This window comes from Sphingopyxis sp. GW821-FHT12C06, assembly GCF_058807415.1.
The window spans coordinates 111,507-129,991 of sequence record NZ_JBXAQR010000002.1; the positions used below are offsets into that span (position 1 = coordinate 111,507).

General features: G+C 64.4%; 17 protein-coding genes. 8 read left to right on the plus strand and 9 right to left on the minus strand.

Features of this window, described 5'->3' with window-relative positions:
• Window positions 1-18: 18 nt before the first annotated feature.
• Both AC1RRJ_RS05840 and ypfJ read right to left on the minus strand, forming a co-directional pair.
• Entirely contained in the window at window positions 19-1,302 is a 1,284-nt protein-coding gene (locus AC1RRJ_RS05840) for a Xaa-Pro dipeptidase (protein ID WP_493120820.1), read from the minus strand.
• A complete protein-coding gene (ypfJ, locus tag AC1RRJ_RS05845) occupies window positions 1,275-2,183 on the minus strand; it encodes a KPN_02809 family neutral zinc metallopeptidase (protein ID WP_493120821.1) in 909 nt (302 codons plus the stop codon). Before ypfJ ends, AC1RRJ_RS05840 begins: the two co-directional genes overlap by 28 nt.
• Before the next feature lie 151 nt (window positions 2,184-2,334).
• Here ypfJ and AC1RRJ_RS05850 point away from each other — a divergent pair, with 151 nt between their 5' ends.
• From AC1RRJ_RS05850 to AC1RRJ_RS05865, 4 genes are all read left to right on the plus strand, one after another.
• Window positions 2,335-3,489, plus strand: a complete 1,155-nt coding sequence (locus tag AC1RRJ_RS05850; protein WP_493120822.1) for a patatin-like phospholipase family protein — start codon at window positions 2,335-2,337, stop codon at window positions 3,487-3,489.
• Window positions 3,490-3,520: 31 nt separating this feature from the next.
• Window positions 3,521-4,306, plus strand: a complete 786-nt coding sequence (locus tag AC1RRJ_RS05855) for a 3-hydroxybutyrate dehydrogenase (protein WP_493120823.1) — start codon at window positions 3,521-3,523, stop codon at window positions 4,304-4,306.
• Between the two features lie 93 nt (window positions 4,307-4,399).
• Window positions 4,400-5,047, plus strand: coding sequence for a DUF4893 domain-containing protein (locus AC1RRJ_RS05860; protein WP_493120824.1), 648 nt, complete (start codon window positions 4,400-4,402; stop codon window positions 5,045-5,047).
• A gap of 21 nt (window positions 5,048-5,068) precedes the next feature.
• Complete coding sequence (locus AC1RRJ_RS05865) at window positions 5,069-6,379, plus strand: amidohydrolase (RefSeq protein ID WP_493120825.1); 1,311 nt, start codon at window positions 5,069-5,071, stop codon at window positions 6,377-6,379.
• A 3-nt stretch (window positions 6,380-6,382) separates the two neighbouring features.
• On the opposite strand, the gene AC1RRJ_RS05870 is transcribed toward AC1RRJ_RS05865, so the two are convergent.
• On the minus strand, window positions 6,383-7,258 hold the full coding sequence (locus tag AC1RRJ_RS05870) for an alpha/beta hydrolase family protein (RefSeq protein ID WP_493120826.1): 876 nt from the start codon (window positions 7,256-7,258) through the stop codon (window positions 6,383-6,385).
• 22 nt (window positions 7,259-7,280) lie between these two features.
• Entirely contained in the window at window positions 7,281-8,045 is a 765-nt protein-coding gene (locus AC1RRJ_RS05875) for a crotonase/enoyl-CoA hydratase family protein (protein WP_493120827.1), read from the minus strand.
• 266 nt (window positions 8,046-8,311) lie between these two features.
• Here AC1RRJ_RS05875 and AC1RRJ_RS05880 point away from each other — a divergent pair, with 266 nt between their 5' ends.
• Window positions 8,312-8,494, plus strand: a complete 183-nt coding sequence (locus AC1RRJ_RS05880) for a DUF465 domain-containing protein (RefSeq protein WP_493120828.1) — start codon at window positions 8,312-8,314, stop codon at window positions 8,492-8,494.
• 73 nt (window positions 8,495-8,567) lie between these two features.
• Entirely contained in the window at window positions 8,568-9,557 is a 990-nt protein-coding gene (locus AC1RRJ_RS05885) for a TerC family protein (RefSeq protein WP_493120829.1), read from the plus strand.
• A 43-nt stretch (window positions 9,558-9,600) separates the two neighbouring features.
• Here AC1RRJ_RS05885 and AC1RRJ_RS05890 read toward each other — a convergent pair whose 3' ends face one another.
• Window positions 9,601-9,900, minus strand: a complete 300-nt coding sequence (locus AC1RRJ_RS05890; RefSeq protein ID WP_493120830.1) for a WYL domain-containing protein — start codon at window positions 9,898-9,900, stop codon at window positions 9,601-9,603.
• 246 nt (window positions 9,901-10,146) lie between these two features.
• Window positions 10,147-11,739 (minus strand): isocitrate lyase, encoded by a 1,593-nt coding sequence (locus AC1RRJ_RS05895; protein ID WP_493120831.1) that lies wholly within the window; start codon window positions 11,737-11,739, stop codon window positions 10,147-10,149.
• 157 nt (window positions 11,740-11,896) lie between these two features.
• On the opposite strand from AC1RRJ_RS05895, the gene AC1RRJ_RS05900 reads away from it, so the two are divergent.
• Window positions 11,897-13,288 carry a helix-turn-helix domain-containing protein gene (locus AC1RRJ_RS05900; RefSeq protein WP_493120832.1) on the plus strand — a complete coding sequence of 464 codons (1,392 nt, stop codon included), beginning with the start codon at window positions 11,897-11,899 and terminating at the stop codon, window positions 13,286-13,288.
• Between the two features lie 53 nt (window positions 13,289-13,341).
• Here the strand turns inward: AC1RRJ_RS05900 and AC1RRJ_RS05905 are convergent, their stop codons facing one another.
• The 3 genes from AC1RRJ_RS05905 to AC1RRJ_RS05915 are packed head-to-tail and all read right to left on the minus strand — an operon-like array spanning window position 13,342 to window position 16,966.
• A complete protein-coding gene (locus AC1RRJ_RS05905) occupies window positions 13,342-15,171 on the minus strand; it encodes a DUF885 domain-containing protein (protein WP_493120833.1) in 1,830 nt (609 codons plus the stop codon).
• A gap of 45 nt (window positions 15,172-15,216) precedes the next feature.
• The gene (locus AC1RRJ_RS05910) at window positions 15,217-15,924 is read right to left on the minus strand and encodes a helix-turn-helix domain-containing protein (protein ID WP_493120834.1); all 708 of its coding nucleotides are present in this window, start codon (window positions 15,922-15,924) and stop codon (window positions 15,217-15,219) included.
• 4 nt (window positions 15,925-15,928) lie between these two features.
• Window positions 15,929-16,966 (minus strand): mannose-1-phosphate guanylyltransferase, encoded by a 1,038-nt coding sequence (locus AC1RRJ_RS05915; RefSeq protein WP_493120835.1) that lies wholly within the window; start codon window positions 16,964-16,966, stop codon window positions 15,929-15,931.
• A gap of 129 nt (window positions 16,967-17,095) precedes the next feature.
• Between AC1RRJ_RS05915 and AC1RRJ_RS05920 the strand changes: the two genes are divergently transcribed.
• The gene (locus AC1RRJ_RS05920) at window positions 17,096-18,484 is read left to right on the plus strand and encodes a TIGR03013 family XrtA/PEP-CTERM system glycosyltransferase (RefSeq protein ID WP_493120836.1); all 1,389 of its coding nucleotides are present in this window, start codon (window positions 17,096-17,098) and stop codon (window positions 18,482-18,484) included.
• Window position 18,485 lies beyond the last annotated feature (1 nt).

Sequence of the window (18,485 nt, forward strand, 5' to 3'; positions counted from 1 at the left end):
CCCCTGCGCGGGCGACGGTCACCGCACCAGCGCGCCGCCCTTCATCACATGGTCGATCTTTTCGAGTGCGCTGATGTCGGCGAGCGGGTCGGCTTTCACTGCGATCAGGTCGGCAAAGCGGCCGGGTACGACCGCACCGATGTCGTTGCGGCCCATTTCCTCGGCCGCACGGCCGGTCGCGGCGCGGATCGCCTGCATCGGGGTCATGCCATAGCGGACCATATAGGCGAACTGCCGTGCGTTCATTCCGTGCGGATAGACCCCCGCGTCGGTTGCGAAGCCGATGTTGACGCCCAGCTCGACCGCGCGCTTGAACGCTGCGCGCTGGGTGTCGGTCGTCTCGCGGTTCTTGCGCAGATATTCCTCGGGCCAGCCTTCCTTGGTGCCGATATCGTTGATGTAATCGCCGTTGAAAATATCCATCGCGAGCCATGTGCCATGCTTCTTCGCGAGCTGGAGCGTCGCCTCGTCGGCGAGGCTCGCATGTTCGATGCTGTCGACCCCGGCGTTGATCGCATTGCGGATGCCGATTGCGCCATGCGCGTGGGCGGTGACTTTCTTGCCGCGGGCATGCGCGACCTTCACCACCGCGCGCAATTGCTCTTCGGTGAGTTCGGGCGCGCCGGGTTCGGTGCCGATCGCCAGCACCGCGCCAGTCGCGATCGTCTTGATGAAATCGGCGCCATGGTCGAGCAGGAAGGTCGTCTTCGCTGCCGCTTCCCCGGGCGTCGCCGCGACGCCCAGTCGCATATCGGCGGGGAGCTGGTCGTTCGGAACAATCCCGTTCAATTCGCCGCCGCCGCCGGGGATGGTGATATAGGCGCCCGCGACCCACATGCGCGGCCCCGGCACGTCGCCGCGCTCGATCGCGTTGCGGAGTGTCACATCGGTCAGCCCGCGATAGGTGCCGACGTCGCGGACGCTGGTGAACCCCGCGTTCAACGTCACCCGCGCATTGCGCGCGCCGACGAGCACGGTTTCGGCGGGCGACGCCTTGATCGGTGCGGCCAGATCGGCGCTCTGGCCCAGGTCGGCGAGGTGGGTGTGGAGGTCGATCAGCCCGGGTAGCACGGTGAAACCCGACCAGTCGATCCGCGTCGCGCCCTCAGGCGTTTGGCCACAGGGGGCGACCGCCGCGATGCGTTCATCCTTGACCGTGATGCACTGACCGGTGCGCACCTGATCGGTCGTGCCATCGATCAGCCGCCCGGCTTCGACATAGAGTATCTGCGCCGATGCAGGCTGAGCGACGAGAAGCGCCGCCAGCGCCGCGATCAGATCGCGGTGGCGAACGCGTCGCACTGGCGCGGATCCCCCGATTGCAGGCCGCGCCGCAGCCAGGTCATGCGCTGTTCGCTGGTTCCGTGGGTGAAGCTTTCAGGAACCGGGCGCTGGCCCGCCGAACGCATCAGCGTGTCGTCGCCGATCGCATTGGCGGCGCGCATCGCTTCTTCCATATCGCCCGGCTCCAGCACGGGTTGGCCCGCGCTGTTTTTGGCGCGCGCGGCCCAGACCCCGGCGTAGCAATCGGCCTGCAACTCCATGCGGACCTGCAAGGCATTGCCCTCGGCTTGCGAGGCGCGTTGCTGCGCCTGACGGACCTGGTTGGAAATGCCGCTGATCGTCTGGATATGGTGGCCGACCTCGTGCGCGATGACATAGGCCTGCGCCGCGTCGCCTGCCGCGCCGAATTTGGTTTCGAGTTCGCGGAAGAAGCTCGTGTCGAGATAGACGCCCTGATCGGCGGGGCAATAAAAGGGCCCCATCGCCGATTGCGCCGCGCCGCAGCCCGACCGGTTGGATTCGGTGAAGAAATTGAGCGTCGGCTTTTTATACCCGCTGATCAGGCCTTCCCATACGGTGTGGGTCGAACCGAAGACGTTGCAGGCAAAGCGTTCGGATGCCGTATCGCAGGCGACATTGGCACCGCCACGGCTGTCGGCGGCCGGGTCGGCGGTGCCGCCGCCCATGCTCAACATATTGGCGCCGGGTCCGAGCAGGAAAAAAGCCGCTGCACCGAGAAGCAGGATCGTCCCGCAACCCATCTTGCGGCCGAGCAGCATCGGGAGGAGGCCGAGAAGCAGGCCGCCCATGCCGCCGCCGCCTCCACCGCCGCCAAAACCGCCACCCCCGCGCCCAAGATCGCGAATATCGTCGCCGGGATCATAATCGTCGAGGCGCATGGGGAGTCTCCCGGAGCTGAAAATCTGTACCGGCCCGGTTGTGACAGCAGCGCCGGACAATTGGAAGAGGCTTCGATGCAACGAGCCATTGCAATCGGGCGTGCTGCGGTGCACCAAACAGCCCCGCGCTGAAAGAGGAACACCCGAGTCCATGCCCCGTCGCGCCGCTTCCACCGCTTTGCCGCTACCCGACCTCGTCGTGCTGGTCCTGCAGGGCGGCGGCGCGCTCGGCGCGTTTCAGGCCGGCGTGTACGAAGCGCTGATCGAACTCGGCATCGAACTCGACTGGGTTGCGGGCATTTCGATCGGCGCGGTCAATGCCGCGATCATCGCCGGGAACGAGCGCGATCAGGCGGTCGGGAAAATGCGCGAATTCTGGGACGGCGTGTCGTCGGCGCTTCCGGCGCTGCCGATGGCCGACAATGATCTGCTGCGCGAATGGACGCATCTCGCGGCGGCGGGGCAAGTCGCGACCTTTGGCGTACCCGGTTTCTTCACCCCGCGCTTTCTGCCGCCCGCATTCGCCCCGCGCCAGACGCCCGAAGCCGTCAGTTTTTATGACACCGCGCCGCTGGTGAAGACGCTCGACCGGCTGGTCGACTGGGACCGGGTGAACAACGGCAAGGTCCGCCTGTCGGTCGGCGCCGTCGCGGTTGAGACCGGGAATTTCCGCTATTTCGATACGAAAATCGAAACGCTCGATGCGCGGCATATCCTTGCGTCGGGGGCGCTGCCGCCGGGGCTGCCGCCGGTCGAGATCGGCGGCATCTGGTATTGGGATGGCGGCCTCGTGTCGAACACCCCGCTCGAACATGTCGTCGAGGCGGCGCATGAGGATATGCTGGTGTTTCAGGTCGACCTGTTCCCGGCGCGCGGCGAGCGACCGCACGATATGGAAGAGGCCTGGTCGCGCGAGAAGGATATTCGCTATTCCAGCCGTACGCGGCGCATTTCCGACGGGCTGGTGCGGCGGCGCAAGGAGCATCGGCTGATCGACCGGATGCTGGACAAGCTGCCGCCCGAGTTCACCGACCTGCCCGAGGTCAAGGCGGTGCGCAAAATGGTCGATTGCAAGGCGCTGAACCTCGTCCAGCTGATCCACCAGCCGCCCAAATGGCAAACGGGGGCGCGTGATTTCGAGTTTTCGCGCGCGACGATGGAAACCAACTGGGCGCTGGGCCGCGCCGCGGTCGAGGCCGCGATGAAGGACGGCCACTTGCTCGCCGAAAGCATCGCCGAGGGGCGCTCGGGCAGCTTCGCCGTGCAATCGGAGGGGCTGCGGCCCAAGCCCGGCCTCGATATCTGATCTGACACTCTCCCACCGAAAGGAATATCATATGCAACTTCAAGGCAAGACCGCGCTCATCACCGGTTCCACCTCGGGCATCGGGCTCGGCTATGCGAAGGCGCTGGCAGAGGCCGGAGCGGCGGTGATGATCAACGGTTTCGGTGACGCCGCCGCGATCGCGGCGATGGTTGAAGACCTCGGCGCGCTCAACGGCGGCAAGGCCGCGCACAACGGCGCTGACATGAGCAAGCCCGAGGAGATCCGCGCGATGGTCGCGGCGTGCGGCGAGCAGTTGGGTGCGCCCGACATTTTGATCAACAATGCCGGCATCCAGCACGTCGCGCCCATCGACGAATTCCCCGACGACAAATGGGACGCAGTGCTGGCGATCATCCTGTCGAGCGCCTTTCACACGACCAAGGCGGCGCTGCCGGCGATGAAGGCAAAGGGCTGGGGCCGCATTATCAACACCGGGTCGATGCACAGCCTCGTCGCCAGCCCCTACAAGTCGGCCTATAACGCGGCCAAGCACGGGATCGCCGGGCTGACCAAGACCGTTGCGCTCGAGGTCGCGACGCAGGGCATTACCGTGAACAACATCTGCCCGGGCTATGTCTGGACGCCGCTGGTTGAAAACCAGATCCCTGACACGATGAAGGCGCGCGGCCTGACCTATGATCAGGTCGTCAATGACGTGCTGCTCGACAAGCAGCCGCAAAAGCAGTTCGTCCAGGTCGAGCAACTGGCTGCGCTGGCTCTGTTCCTGTGCGGCGATGCTGCGAGCGCGATTACCGGCACCAATCTGTCGGTTGATGGCGGCTGGACGGCGCAATAATCCCGCGGCTTGCGCTCCGCCTTGAGCCCCCGCCTTGAGCATTGTCGTTTGCGCTCCTAAGGTTACCGCCAGACCGGACAGGAGAGACGGACGATGTGGCGTCGCAAATCGATATTCCTTGCCGTGTTGACGGTGCCGGCGCTGGCGGGGTGCAAGACGGCGTCGTCACCGGTGCCGCCATCGGCGGTCGATGCACCGCCGGCCGAAGGGACGTGGCGGGGGACCGCGACCGAGCAGGACCGGTTGCGGATCCGTAACTGGTACAAAAGCTGGGAAGCCGCGCTCGCCGATGCGCGCGCCAAGGGGCATGGCGCCGAAATCGATCGCGAGGGCGCGCTGCTTCAGCCGCTCGCGGCGCTGCCCAATCCGCATATGCCGGCGGGCGATTATCGCTGCCGTACGATCAAGCTCGGGGCGCAGGGTAATGGTGTGCTGGCCTATGTCGCCTATGGCTGGTTCCAGTGCCGCGTGTCGGCCGAGCAGGGAATCTACAGCCTGACCAAGGTGACAGGGTCGCAACGCCCAATCGGGTTGATCTTTCCCGACGATCTGAAGCGGCAGATTTTTCTTGGCACGCTGGAACTGGGCGATGAGTCGATGCCGGTCAATTACGGCAGCGACCGGATGCGCGACATGGCGGGGTTGATCGAACGGATCGGCGACAACCGGTGGCGGCTGACGCTCCCCGCGCCTGCCTATGAATCCTTGCTCGACGTGATCGAATTGGTGCCGGCAAGCTGACCGGATAAAAGGGGGACGACTATGCGGCTTTTCTGGACGGGTGCGGCGATGCTGGCTTTTGCAGCACCTGTGGCGGCGCAGACGATCGGTGGCGAGGTCCAGAAGGACATGCCGTCGCTGATGAAAATCTATGATGATTTTCACGCCAACCCTGAACTCAGCTTCATGGAGATACGCTCGGCGGGCATTCTTGCCGCCGAAGCGCGCAGGCTGGGGTTTCAGGTGACCGAGAAAGTCGGCGGCACCGGGATCGTCGCAGTGATGAAGAACGGCCCCGGTCCCGTTGTCATGCTGCGCGCCGATATGGACGGCCTGCCGGTGACCGAGCAGACCGGGCTGGCTGGTGCGTCGAAAGTGCGCGTCACGACCAAGGAAGGTGTCGACACCGGCGTGATGCACGCTTGCGGCCATGACACGCATATGACCGCGTGGATTGGCGTCGCGCGGCGGATGGCGGCGAACAAGGATAAATGGTCGGGAACGCTGGTGATGATCGGCCAGCCCGCCGAAGAACGCGGCGCGGGTGCGCGCATGATGCTCGAGGACGGGCTCTACAAACGCTTTCCCAAGCCGCAATATGCGCTGGCGTTCCACGATGCGGCGCAATTTCCGGCGGGGCAGATCGGCTATACGCCGGGCTATGCGCTCGCCAATGTCGATAGCGTCGATGTTCTGGTGAAGGGCGTCGGCGGGCACGGTGCCTATCCGCAGGCAACGAAGGATCCGATCGTGCTCGCGAGCCGGATCGTCGGGGCGCTTCAGACTTTGGTGTCGCGCGAAATCAGCCCGCTCGACAGCGCGGTGGTCACCGTCGGCAGCTTCCACGCGGGGGCGAAGCACAACATCATTTCGGACGAGGCACGACTGCAACTGACCGTTCGCAGCTATACCGACGAGGTGCGCAATCATTTGCTCGACGGTATCGCGCGCATCGCGAGAGGCGAGGCGATTGCCGCCGGGATGCCCGAAGACCGGATGCCGGTGGTGAGCGTCCAGAAGGACGAATATACGCCCGCGACCTTCAACACCCCCGATTTCACTGAGGATATGGCGGGTCTCCTCAAAGGCCAGTTCGGCGACAAGCGCGTCGTCAAACTCCCGCCGGTGATGGGCGGCGAGGATTTCGGCCGCTTCGTGCGCGAGGATCCGAGCATCAAAAGCCTGATCATCTGGGTGGGCGGCGTTCCGCAGGCCGAATATGACGCGGCGCAGAAATCGGGCAAGACGCTCCCGAGCCTCCATTCGCCCTTCTGGGCGCCCGATGCCCCGGCAGTCATCTCGACTGCGACCGAGGCGCTGACCGTGATGACGATGAAGCTGATGCCGAAATAGGCGCTATTTCAGCGTCGCGAGCCAGCGCAATATTTCGCTTTGCAGGCGGATGCGCGCGTCGGACCAGCTATGGTCGGTCGCAACGTGGAGCGTCTTGAGCTTCGTGCCGCCGCCGGCCTTGATCGCCCCGCTCAGCGCGTCGCTCATTCCCGCGAACCCGTCGCCAGAGGTCAGGACGAAGAGGTTGGTCTGCAAAAGCTGCGGCGCAGCTTTTGCGAAATCGAAACGGTCCTTGTTGGCGATAATCTCGTCGGCCATGATCTCGGGCGTCGTTCCGGCGAGCGCCTCCATGCCATTGCCGCGAAGCAATCCGGCCGCCTGATCGCGCGGCAATGCGCCAATCATCCCCATATTCCCGGCCGAAATCATGGCAGCGCCCAGCAGGCTTTTGTCGTGCGCCGCCGTCAACGCGGTTACCCAGCCGCCCATGCTGTGGCCGATGACGACGAGCCGTTTCGGGTCGATCCGCAGCTTCGCCGCGTTGGCGGGGCTGCGGGCGAAGGCGAGCACTGCATCCGCATCCTCCAGATTCTGCGTGAAGCGATAGTCGCCGGGGCTGCCCCACGATCCACGATAGTTGAAGGTGATGACGGTCCAGCCCGCACGCCGCATCGCTTGGGCAAGATCGAGATTTTTTTCGAGGCCGGGAAGGCCGTGACACAATATGACTGTCGGATGCGGCCCGGAACCCTCGGCGACATAGACGACGCTGTTGATCTCGACCCCGCCGCTGGGGATGTGAACGACCTCCATCGCGGCCGGATGCGCCTTGTTCGCAGGCGGATCGGTATAGATGGCGGCCGGAATGTCGGGCGAAGCTGCCTGAGCCGCGATTGGCAAGGGCAGGGCGGCCAGCGTGGCGGCAAACAATATCTTCATCTTCGTCTCTCCCCCGAATGCTTCATTCCGTTGTGGTTGCGAAGCTCCCGCCGCGTCCCGCACCCCCGGTAAAGCGTTTTGCCCCCGCCGCGGCGCCTTCGCGCAATGGCGCGACCCCGGCGTGGGCTTCATATCCGAGCGCGCCTTCGATATCGAAATCCCATTGACGATAGGCGCTCAACCGGTCGCTGTTCATGCAAAGCTGAGGAAATGCCGCGATCTGCTTCGCCAGTTCGATCGCGGCGGTCAGCGTGCTGCCATCAGCCACGACGCGATCGGCCAGCCCGATGCGTTGGGCTTCGTCGGCCGCGACCGGTCGGCCGGTCAGGATCATGTCGAGCGCGCGGCTCTGGCCAACGATGCGCGGCAGGCGGACGGTGCCGCCGTCAATCAACGGTACGCCCCAGCGCCGGCAATAGACGCCGAATACTGCACTTTCGGCCGCGACACGCAGGTCGCACCAAAGCGCGAGTTCGAGACCGCCGGCGACGGCATGGCCCTCGACCGCGGCGATGACCGGTTTTTCGATCAGCATTCGCGACGGCCCCATCGGCCCGGGTCCGTCGGGATCATAGCGTCGTTCCCCGACCGCGCCGAGGTCGAACCCGGCGCAAAAATGGCCCGCGCTGCCCGTCAGGATCGCGACCCGGGCGGTTTCGTCAGCGGCAAAGGCGGTAAAGGCATCGCGCAGCGCGTCTGCGGTGACGGGATCGACGGCGTTACGCTTCGCGGGGCGGTCGATGGTGACAATGGTCACCGGGCCATCATGGTCGATCAGGACGGACATCTGTTTTCCTTCGCGGCAGGCGGCAGGGCGATTGTATGACAGGCTAGCATGAGAATCTTTGTTTCGGCAAAGGCTTGAAACCCGACAGGCCGCATCCTAAATCCTTTTTATGCGGGCCGGGCCCCTCTGGCGTCGGCGGGATATTTCCCGCCACGTGATGTCGGACCGCATCGGGTGACACCGATGCTCTGCGGCCCATCTCCCCCCTGTTTCAGGGTCACGGCATCGGCGTCACCTGCTTGATTCTTTCAATCAGGAGGCCCTTTATGACTCTCAATTCCCGCCTTTACCGGCTGACCGTCCTGCATCATCAGATCGACGATGCGTTGCGCCGCGAGATGCGTCGGCGCGGTACCGATCCGTTCCGCCTGCTGCGGCTCAAGGCGCTGAAGCGCATGGTCAAGGAGCGGCTTATGAAGCCGGTTCTGCGCCCGGCGTTCGCCCGCTAAATTCAATATAGTCGACGATCGGGACGCTGCCCTGCAAGGGGCGGCGCTCTCGGCGCATGTCAGGGATAATTTTATGGAATTTTTGTTTGCCGACTGGCTGGGAACGCCAGCCTGGTTCTGGCTGGCCTTCATCGGGCTGGTCGTCGCGCTCACCGCTTTTGACCTTGGTATATTAAACAAGGAAAACAAGGAAATGGGGATCAAGGAGAGCCTGAAGCTCTCCACGCTCTATATCAGTATCGCACTCGCTTTCGGGGCCTGGATCTGGGTGGCCAAGGGCGGCGAAGCGGGTCTGCAATATTACACCGGCTTCTTCATCGAGAAGGCGCTGTCGATCGACAATATCTTCGTCATTTCGCTGATCTTCGCGACCTTTGCCATCCCCCCGCGCTATCAGTATCGCGCGCTGCTGTGGGGCATTGTCGCAGTGATCGTGCTGCGCGGCATCATGATTGCAGGCGGCGCGGCGCTGGTCACCGAATATGGCTGGCTGCTCTATATCTTCGCGGCTTTCCTCGTTTTCACCGGCATCAAGATGCTGTTCGCGAGCGACAAGCCGATGGACGTCGCCGGCAATCCGGTGGTCAAATTTCTGTCGCGCCACATTCCGATCACGCAGGATCTGCATGGCGAGAAATTCTTTGTGCGCGTTGAAGACAGGAAGACGGGGAAGCTCGCGCTCGCGGCGACGCCACTGTTCCTCGCGCTGGTCGTCATCAACCTCGCCGACCTGGTGTTCGCGGTCGACAGCGTGCCCGCGATCTTCGCGATCACGACCGACACCTTCATCGTCTATACGTCGAACATCATGGCGATCCTCGGCCTGCGCGCGCTTTACTTTGCGCTCGCCGCGATGGTGCACCGTTTCCATTATCTGAAATATGCGCTCGCGCTGGTGCTGGTCTTCATCGGGTCGAAGATTTTCGTCGCCGACTTCATCCTGGGCGGCGACAAATTTCCGCCGCTGATCAGCCTGGGCGTAACCGTTGGCTTGATCGCGGGCGGCGTTATCTGGTCGCTGGTCAGCACGCGCGACGAGGCTTCTGCGGCGGCGCACGACTGACGACAGGCGCCCGCATCTCTTCGAGGTGCGGGCGTTTGGTCGTTCAGATGGCGAGAAGCAGCGTGTCTTCTTCGTGCGGCGCTGCGGGTTCGAACGAGGGCAGCGGGTCGAAGGTGTCTTCCTTCAACTCCGTCGCGGCGAGGCCGTCGAGCTTGAAATGTCCGAGCTTCCGTTCGTCCGGCGACCGCCAGTTCTTGTTCAGATTCAAGGCGCTGATGAACAGGTCACCGCGGCGTTCGAACATCTGATGCGGTGCAAGTTCCATGACATTGCCGTTATATTGCGCGGTGACAGTGCGTCGGCGCGCGATGGCTTCCATCAGTTTCAGGCGGGTATCGCTCATGATGTGATCGCCCCGGGGGAGAGGGTGAATAGGTTGTGCATTGCAACATAATGCCCGCGTCGCGCGCTATGGGCAAGCGCAGATTTGACAATCCGGTTTACGAACTGGTCTGAACTGGACCGGGAAACGCCAAAAAAATGTCCGCCGAAAGCCGTGAGGCTTCCGACGGACAGGCTTTCCTCCCCAGGAAAGCTCGGGAGGTGCCGGGCTAGCAAGGCCCCCTGCACCGATCTCTTCAGTCAGCCATCAGGCCGCAAACTGGTTCATCGTATTGTCCTTGCCGGACGCCTTCAGCGCAGCTTCACCGGCGAAATATTCCTTGTGATCGTCACCAATGTCGCTGCCCGACATATTCTGGTGCTTCACACAGGCGATGCCCTGGCGGATTTCGGCGCGCTGGACGCCCTTGACGTAACCCAGCATCGCTTCGTCGCCGAAATATTCCTTGGCGAGATTGTCGGTCGACAGCGCCGCAGTGTGATAGGTCGGCAGGGTGATGAGGTGGTGGAAAATCCCCGCCCGCTTCGCCGAATCACGCTGGAAGGTGCGGATGCGGTTGTCGGCTTCGTCGCTGAGCGCGGTGCCGTCATAATCGACGCTCATCAGTTTTGCGCGATCATAGGCACTGACGTCCTGGCCTTCCTTCTCCCACGCATCAAAGACTTGCTGGCGGAAATTCAGCGTCCAGTTGAAGCTCGGCGAGTTGTTGTACGCGAGCTTCGCATTGGGGACGACTTCGCGGATGCGATCGACCATGCCGGCAATCTGTTCGATGTGCGGCTTTTCGGTTTCGATCCACAGCAGGTCGGCGCCGTTCTGAAGGCTGGCGATGCAATCCATGACGCAGCGGTCCTCGCCGGTCCCCGAACGGAACTGATAGAGGTTCGAGGGCAGGCGCTTCGGGCGCATCAGCTTGCCGTCGCGGTTGATCAGGACGTCGCCGGGATTGCCTGCGCCTTCGACCTCTTCGCAATCGAGATAGCTGTTATACTGGTCGCCCAGGTCGCCGGCTTCCTTGGTGAAGGCAATCTGCTTGGTCAGGCCGGCGCCAAGGCTGTCGGTGCGGGTGACGATGATGCCATCTTCGACGCCCAGTTCCATGAAGGCATAGCGGCAGGCGCGGATTTTCGCGATGAAATCCTCGTGCGGCACGGTGACCTTGCCGTCCTGATGGCCGCACTGCTTTTCGTCCGAGACCTGATTTTCGATCTGGAGCGCGCAGGCGCCGGCTTCGATCATCTTCTTGGCGAGCAGATAGGTCGCCTCGGCGTTGCCGAAGCCTGCGTCGATGTCGGCGATGATCGGCACAACGTGCGTTTCATAATTGTCGATGCTCGCCTGAACCTGCTTCGCCTTGAGTTCGTCGCCCTCGGCGCGTGCGGCGTCGAGTTCGCGGAACAGACCGCCGAGTTCGCGGGCATCGGCCTGACGCAGGAAGGTGTAGATTTCCTCGATCAGCGCCGGAACGCTGGTCTTTTCGTGCATCGACTGGTCGGGAAGCGGGCCGAATTCGCTGCGCAGCGCCGCGATCATCCAGCCCGAGAGATAGATATAGCGGCCCTTGACGGTCCCGAAATGCTTCTTGATCGAGATCATCTTCTGCTGCGCGATGAAGCCGTGCCAGCAACCGAGCGACTGGGTGTAGTTCGCGGGGTCGGCGTCATAAGCGGCCATGTCGGCGCGCATGATGCGGGCGGTGTAACGTGCAACGTCGAGGCCGGTGCGGAACTTGTTCTGGGCGCGCATGCGGGCGATGCTTTCGGCGCTGATGCCGTCCCACGTGCCGTCATAGTCGCGGATCAGGCGGCCCGATTGCGCCATGTCTTCTTGGTAGCCCATCGTCTTGTCCCTTGGCTGCGCCCCGTGGGGCGTTGGAGGTGATGGACATGATTTGCCGCTCATCGCGCCAAAAGTGAAAAGCTTTGTCAATTATTCTTGTGAAATATGGCGTATAAGTGCAAAATGGCGTGTAAATTAGTAAAGAAAGTTACAAATCATGGCGGAGCGACGGGTGTTTGCCGGACCGGCGGTGCGCAAGGTGCGGCGCGAGGCGGGGTTGACGCAGGCGGCGATGGCCGATGCGCTCGACATTTCGCCCAGCTACCTCAACCTGATCGAGCACAGCCAGCGCCCGCTCAGCGCCACGGTGATTGTGCGGCTGGCCGAACGTTTCGGCTTCGACGCGGCGAAGCTCGGCGCCGACGAGGTGCCCGGGGGGCTCGCGGGGCTGCGTCGGCGGCTCGCCGACCCGCGCTTCGCCGACCTCGGGATCGGGGCGCAGGAGGTTGAGGAGTGGCTACAGACCGCGCCCGCGACTGCGGCTGCATTCGCACGCCTGTTTGATCGCGCAGGCGATGCCGCGACGACACCGGCAATCGCCGAAGCACCGGAGGTCGATGCGGTGCGCCGCGCGATCGAGAAATGGCGCAACCATTTTGCCGATCTCGACGCGCGCGCCGAGGAACTGGCCGACGAGCTGCGGCTCGCGGGCGGTGACCTTTACGGCACGATCGCCGAACGGCTGCGCTCGCGCCACCAGCTCGGTATCCGCATCCTGCCCAGCGACGTGATGCCCGACCGGCTGCGCTGGCTGGACTGGCACGCGCGGCAATTGATGCTCAACGAACTGCTTCGCCCCGCGTCGCGCACCTTTCAGGCCGCGGCAACGCTGGCGCAGATCGAGGCAAAGGCCGAGATTGACGCGCTGGTCGCGGGCGCCGAATTTGCCGAGGCCGCCGCCGCGCGCCTGTTCGAGCGCCACCTGATCCATTATTTCGCCGCCGCGCTAATGATGCCGTACAGCCGCTTCCTGCGCGCGTGCGACGCCACGGGCTACGACCTGCTGTTGCTCCAGCGGCGGTTTGGTGCGGGCTTCGAGCAAGTCGCGCACCGGCTGACGACACTTCAGCGCGTCGGCGCGCGCGGACAGCCCTTCTTCATGCTCCGGATCGACCGCGCGGGGCAGGGCAGCAAACGCTATGCCGGGGCGAGTCAGTCGCCGCTCGTCGATGGCGATGCGCGCTGCCCGCTATGGGGCGTTCACGAGGCGTTCGCCCGCCCCGGCGAGGTGGTCGCCGATCTCGTCGAACTCGAAGACGGATCGCGCTGGTTCACCCAGTCGCGCTCGGTCGCCGCCCCCGGCGCGACCGGCAGCGGTACGCCGGCGCGCTTCGCCGTGTGCGTCGGAGTCGATGCCAAGATCGCCGCGCCACTGATCGCTGCGCGCGGGATCGACCTGATGCGCAGCCCCGCGACACCGATCGGGCTCGGCTGTCGCCGCTGCACGCGAACCGGATGCGTCCAGCGCTCGATGCCGCCGCTCGGCCGCCCGCTGCGGTTCCGCGAGGGCGAACGCGGGGTGAGCGCGTTCGACTTTGCGGGGGATTGAGGCCGGTCAGCGGTTCCCGGGGTGATCAAAGCGGCGTGTGCTATGCCGTTCAATCAGGCCTTTTGCGCCATAACCCAGCGGTCGATGACCGATTCGAGCACCGAGATTGGCATCGCGCCCGCCGACAGCGCGGTGTCGTGGAAGGCGCGGAGGTCGAATTTGGTGCCGAGCGCGGCTTTTGCCTTCTCGCGGATTGCGACCCAGCGCGTCTGGCCGACCATATAGCTCGTCGCCTGGCCCGGCCACACGCAATAGCGCTCGATCTCGGTGACGTTCGACGGTTCGGGGGTGCCGAGCGTGTCGTTATAATAGGCGATAGCCTTCTCTCGCGTCCATTTAAAGTGGTGGAGTCCGGTATCGGCCACGAGGCGCGCGGCGCGGAACATATAGGACTGAAGGTAGCCGAGACGGCCCCACGGGTCGTTTTCATAGACCCCCATTTCGTCGGCGAGCTGCTCGGCGTAGAGACCCCAGCCCTCGGTATAGACCGAGTAAGCAGGGAGGCGGCGGAGGCGCGGAATGCCCTCGGCCTCCTGCGCGAGCGCGATCTGGTGATGATGGCCCGGCGACGCCTCGTGATAGGTGAGCGTCGGCAGCGTCCAGCTGGGGTTTTCCGCGGTGTCGCGAAGGTTGATATAATAGGCGCCGGGGCGTGAGCCATCGAGCGCGGGTATCTGATAATAGCCGCCGGTCGCTCCGTCCTCAATATCTGCGGGGACGCGGCGGATCTCGACCTTCGCCTTGGGCAGGCGGCCGAAAGCCTCGGGCAGCCGCGCCTGGATCGCCTGCATCTGGTTGTTGAGCTCGGCGATCAGCTTCGCCTTGCCCTCGTCGGTGTTGGGATAGAGGAAGCGCGGGTCCTTACCGAGTGCGCGCATGCGTTCGGCGACGCTGCCCTTCGTCATCCCCTGCGCCTTGAAGATCGCGTCGGCCTGCGCGCTCAGATCGGCGACGCGATCGAGCCCGAGCTTGTGCACTTCCTCGGCCGACATGCCCGTCGTCGTCGCGTAGCGTAGCGCATAGGCGTAATATTGGTCGCCTTTGGGCAGGCGCCACACGCCGGCGTCGTGCGTCGCTCGCGGGCGCGCCGCGCGCAGTTCTCCGGCCTGCCGGCGCATCGCCGGGTAGATTTTGCCTTCGACGATGGCGGCGCAGCGCCTGGCCCAGTCGCCGGGGATGCCTTTCGTCTTCGCGGCGAGGTTCTTCGTCAGCCCGTTGGCGTCGGGGGCGGGGGCCCAGATGCGATCGAACTGGCCGAGCGTGCGGTCGATGACGAAATCGGGCGGGATGATGCCGTTGGCATGATCGGCCTTGATGCGGCCCGTTTCATTGTCGAGCTGCGCCGCGAAATCGGCGCAGCGCGCGAGATAGGCTTCGGCATCGGCGGCGTTCGCGATGCCGTGCTGGTTGATGAGAAAGTCGGGGGTCGAACGATAGGTGCCTGACAGCTGGGTTACCGGATGGGGCTCGGGCCAGCTGTGGAGGCCATAGTCGAAGGTGTCGTACGCCTTGACGAAATATTCCCACGGACCGCGGAAGGTTTCGTAATTGACGAGGTCCATCCCGGAAAGCTTTGACGCATCAATCTTTTTCAGCTCGGCAAGGCCGTCGCGATAGAGCTGATGGCCGCGCTTGATTCCTGCGGGCGAACGGTCGTCGAGCCGGGCTTTGAGTGGCAGGCGGGCGCCTTTGTCGAGCCCGAGCGCGGTCGCAAATTCGGGGCTTTCGTCGATCATCCGGTCATAGAAGCGCTCGTAGATGGCGGTGAGTCGCGTACCTTCGCTGTTCGCCGCCTCGCCGGTCAGTGCAGCCGCGGGGTTGCGAATGCCCGCGAGGGCGGAGGTCGCGGCGAGGGTGGCGATGAGGGTGCGGCGGTCGAGCATGATCGTCTCCGATAAAGTGTGTTGTCCGAATGCTACGCGGTGGCGTCAGCCGAGTCTTGTATCGATTTGACCCCGGCGCCATGCGCCCGGGGGTGCCCCGCTGAGCCGTGCCACCGCATGGGTCATATGGGCCTGATCGGTGAAATGAAGGCCGTGCGCTATGTCGGCGAGCGCCTCGGCGCCCGAGCGGATCGCTGCGAGCGCGGCGCGGGCGCGGACGTCGGCGCGATAGGCCTTGGGGGTGCAGCCATAGGCGGCGCGGAAGCCGCGGCTCAGCGTTTCGGCGCGCACGCCCGCGCGCTCGGCCCATTCGCCGAGCTGGATCGGCTCGCCGCCGCGCAGGTCGTGCGCAAGCAGGTCGGGCCAGTCCTGCGCCCGGTCGGGAAGTGCGACGAATTGTTCGGCGAAGGCCGCGGCGGCACTGCGCGGGTCGCATGCGGCGAGGCGGACGAGCGTGTCGGGATCGTCGACGCGTCCGCGCACTTGCGGGTTTGCTGCAAGTTCGGCGGGCAGATCGAGCACAAGCACGCGCGCACCCCTTGCCGCGACACGATCGAGGTGGGATTCGAAGGGATGGTGGATCAGCGCGTCGCCGGGACGGACGTCGAAGCGGCCCTCATCGCCGGCTTCCTGATAGCCGCCCTCCAGCACGATCGCGACAAACGCGTCGTCGTGGCAATGACGCGCGCGCAGTTCGTGCGGGTGATGATCGAGCAGCCCGAGCGGGGCATCGGCGAACCGGTGCGACGCCACAGGCTTATTCGCGCGCCTTGGCTGCCGCGCGGACATCTTGCGACCGGGCAAGCGGTATCACCAGTATATCGTCGCCATCGACGATGACCGCGATATCCTCCATCCCGACCAGCGACACGCGCTTGCCGGGTGCGCGGACCAGATTGCCGCGGCTTTCATGCAGGAACACGTCGCCGACCGCGACATTGCCGTCGGCGTCCTTGCCCGCTGCGAGCGTGTGGACGGTTTGCCAGCTGCCAAGGTCGGACCAGCCCATCTGAACGGGGACGACGGCCACGCGATCGTCCTTTTCCATCACCGCATAGTCGATCGAATCAGATGGTGCCTTTTCGAACGCGATGGCGTCGGCGTAAAAGGCGTCGCCATCGTGCCTACCCGCCGCGACAGCCTGATCGGCGGCCTCGAAGATCGCGCGGCAATGGGTGAGCATCGCATCGCGCATCCGGCCCGCGCGAAACAGGAAGATACCGGCGTTCCAGCTATAGCCGCCCGCCGCCAGCATCGCCTCTGCGTCGGCGAGCGGGGGTTTTTCGATGAAGCGGCTGACCGCGAAACCTTTGTCGTCCAGCGGTGCGCCGCCGGCGATATAGCCAAAGCCGGTGTCGGGACGGTCGGGGGTGATGCCGAAAGTGACGAGCCAATCCTGCTGCGCGAGGAAGGCGCCCTGGGCGATGGCGGCATGAAAGGCGGCGACGTCGGTGATGACATGATCGCTGGGCATGACGAGCAGCAGCGTGTCGGCGTCGGATCGCGCGACGGCCAGCGCGATCGCCGCGGCGGTGCTGCGCGGCATCGGCTCGACCAGCAGCGAAGCTTCGGCTTGTCCCATTTGTTCGCGGACATAGGGAACATGCGCGTCGCCGCACAGGATGACCGGCGCGTGAAAAGTCGCACCCGCCGGTACGCGGGCGACGGTCTGCTCGAACAGGCTGGTGCTGCCGGTCAGCGGCAGAAATTGCTTGGCGCGCGTACCGCGCGATTCGGGCCAAAGCCGGGTTCCGGCGCCGCCGCACAGGATGACGGGTAATATTGTTGCGGTCATGGCGTTGGGTCGATCCTCTTGCGGCGTCGGGCCTCCCTCCGGGCGAGCGAGATACAGGAAGTGTAAAATTAACCGACACTTCACCCCTGTAACCTACTATGGCTGCCCGAAAGGGCGCAACGCTTTCCGATGATCAGACTATTCAAACATTATGTCCCGCGTGCAGTCGTCTGGCTGGCGCTGATCGAATTTCTCGCGCTGCTCGGCTCGGCCGAAGTAGCGTGGCACCTCTATGCCTATCAGGCCGGTTTCGACGCCGGGCGGCTCGCCGATCGCGGTCTGCTGCTCGCGACTTTTGCCGTCGCCAATTCGCTCGCGATGATGGCGATCGGTCTCTATGGCGGCGAGGCGCTGCGCTCGATGGGCTTTGCGACGGCACGGTTGCTCGCTGCGGTGTCGCTGGGCGTGATCTTTCTGTCGGTCGTCGGCTTTCTGTTTCCCACCGCGACCTTGTGGCGCGCGAACAGCTTTTACGCGATGGGGCTGGCGATCGCGGCGTTGTTCCTGATCCGGCTCATACTGACCCAAACGGCGGGCGCCGCAGCATTCCGGCGGCGCATTCTCGTGCTGGGCGCCGGGCCGCGCGCGGCGCGACTGGCAAAGCTGGCGAACGAGCCGGGCAGCGGGCTGGTCATGGCGGGCTTTGTCGCCATGTCGTCGACGGAAAAAACATTGAAAAACGCGGTGCCGCGCGGTGCAATCGACAGCCTGTCCGACCATGTCGTGGAACTGGGCGTTAGCGAGGTCGTGCTGGCGGTCGAGGAACGACGCGGCGCGCTGCCGCTGACCGACCTGTTGCGCGTCAAGACGACGGGCGTCCATGTCAACGACATCGCAAGCTTTATCGAGCGCGAAACGGGCCGTGTCGACCTGGCGACCACCAACCCGAGCGCGCTGATCTTTTCTGACGGATTCTCGGCGGAGCAGCGGATTTCCAAGGTCGTCAAACGCCTGTGCGACATTGTCGCGAGCCTCGCCGTACTGGTGATCGGCCTGCCGTTGATCCTTGTCGCCGGGATCGCGGTCAAGCTCGATAGCAAGGGTCCGATATTCTATCGCCAGTCGCGCGTCGGCCTGTTTGGCGAGCCCTACAGCATCATCAAAATCCGTTCGATGCGGACCGATGCCGAGGCCGCCGGGCAGGCGGTGTGGGCGAGCGAAAATGATCCGCGCATCACGCGCGTCGGGAGGATCATCCGCCAGCTGCGCATCGACGAACTGCCGCAGATATGGTGCGTGCTGAAGGGCGATATGAGCCTTGTCGGGCCGCGCCCCGAACGCCCGGCCTTCGTCGAGGAACTGGAGCGCGAACTGGCCTATTATGCCGAACGCCATATGGTGAAGCCCGGCCTGACCGGCTGGGCGCAGATCAATTACCCCTATGGTGCCTCGGTCGAGGATGCGCGGGTGAAGCTGGAATATGATCTGTACTACGCGAAAAATTATTCGCCCTTCCTCGACCTGTTGATCCTGCTTCAGACGGTCCGCGTTGTGCTGTGGCCAGAGGGCGCGCGGTAAA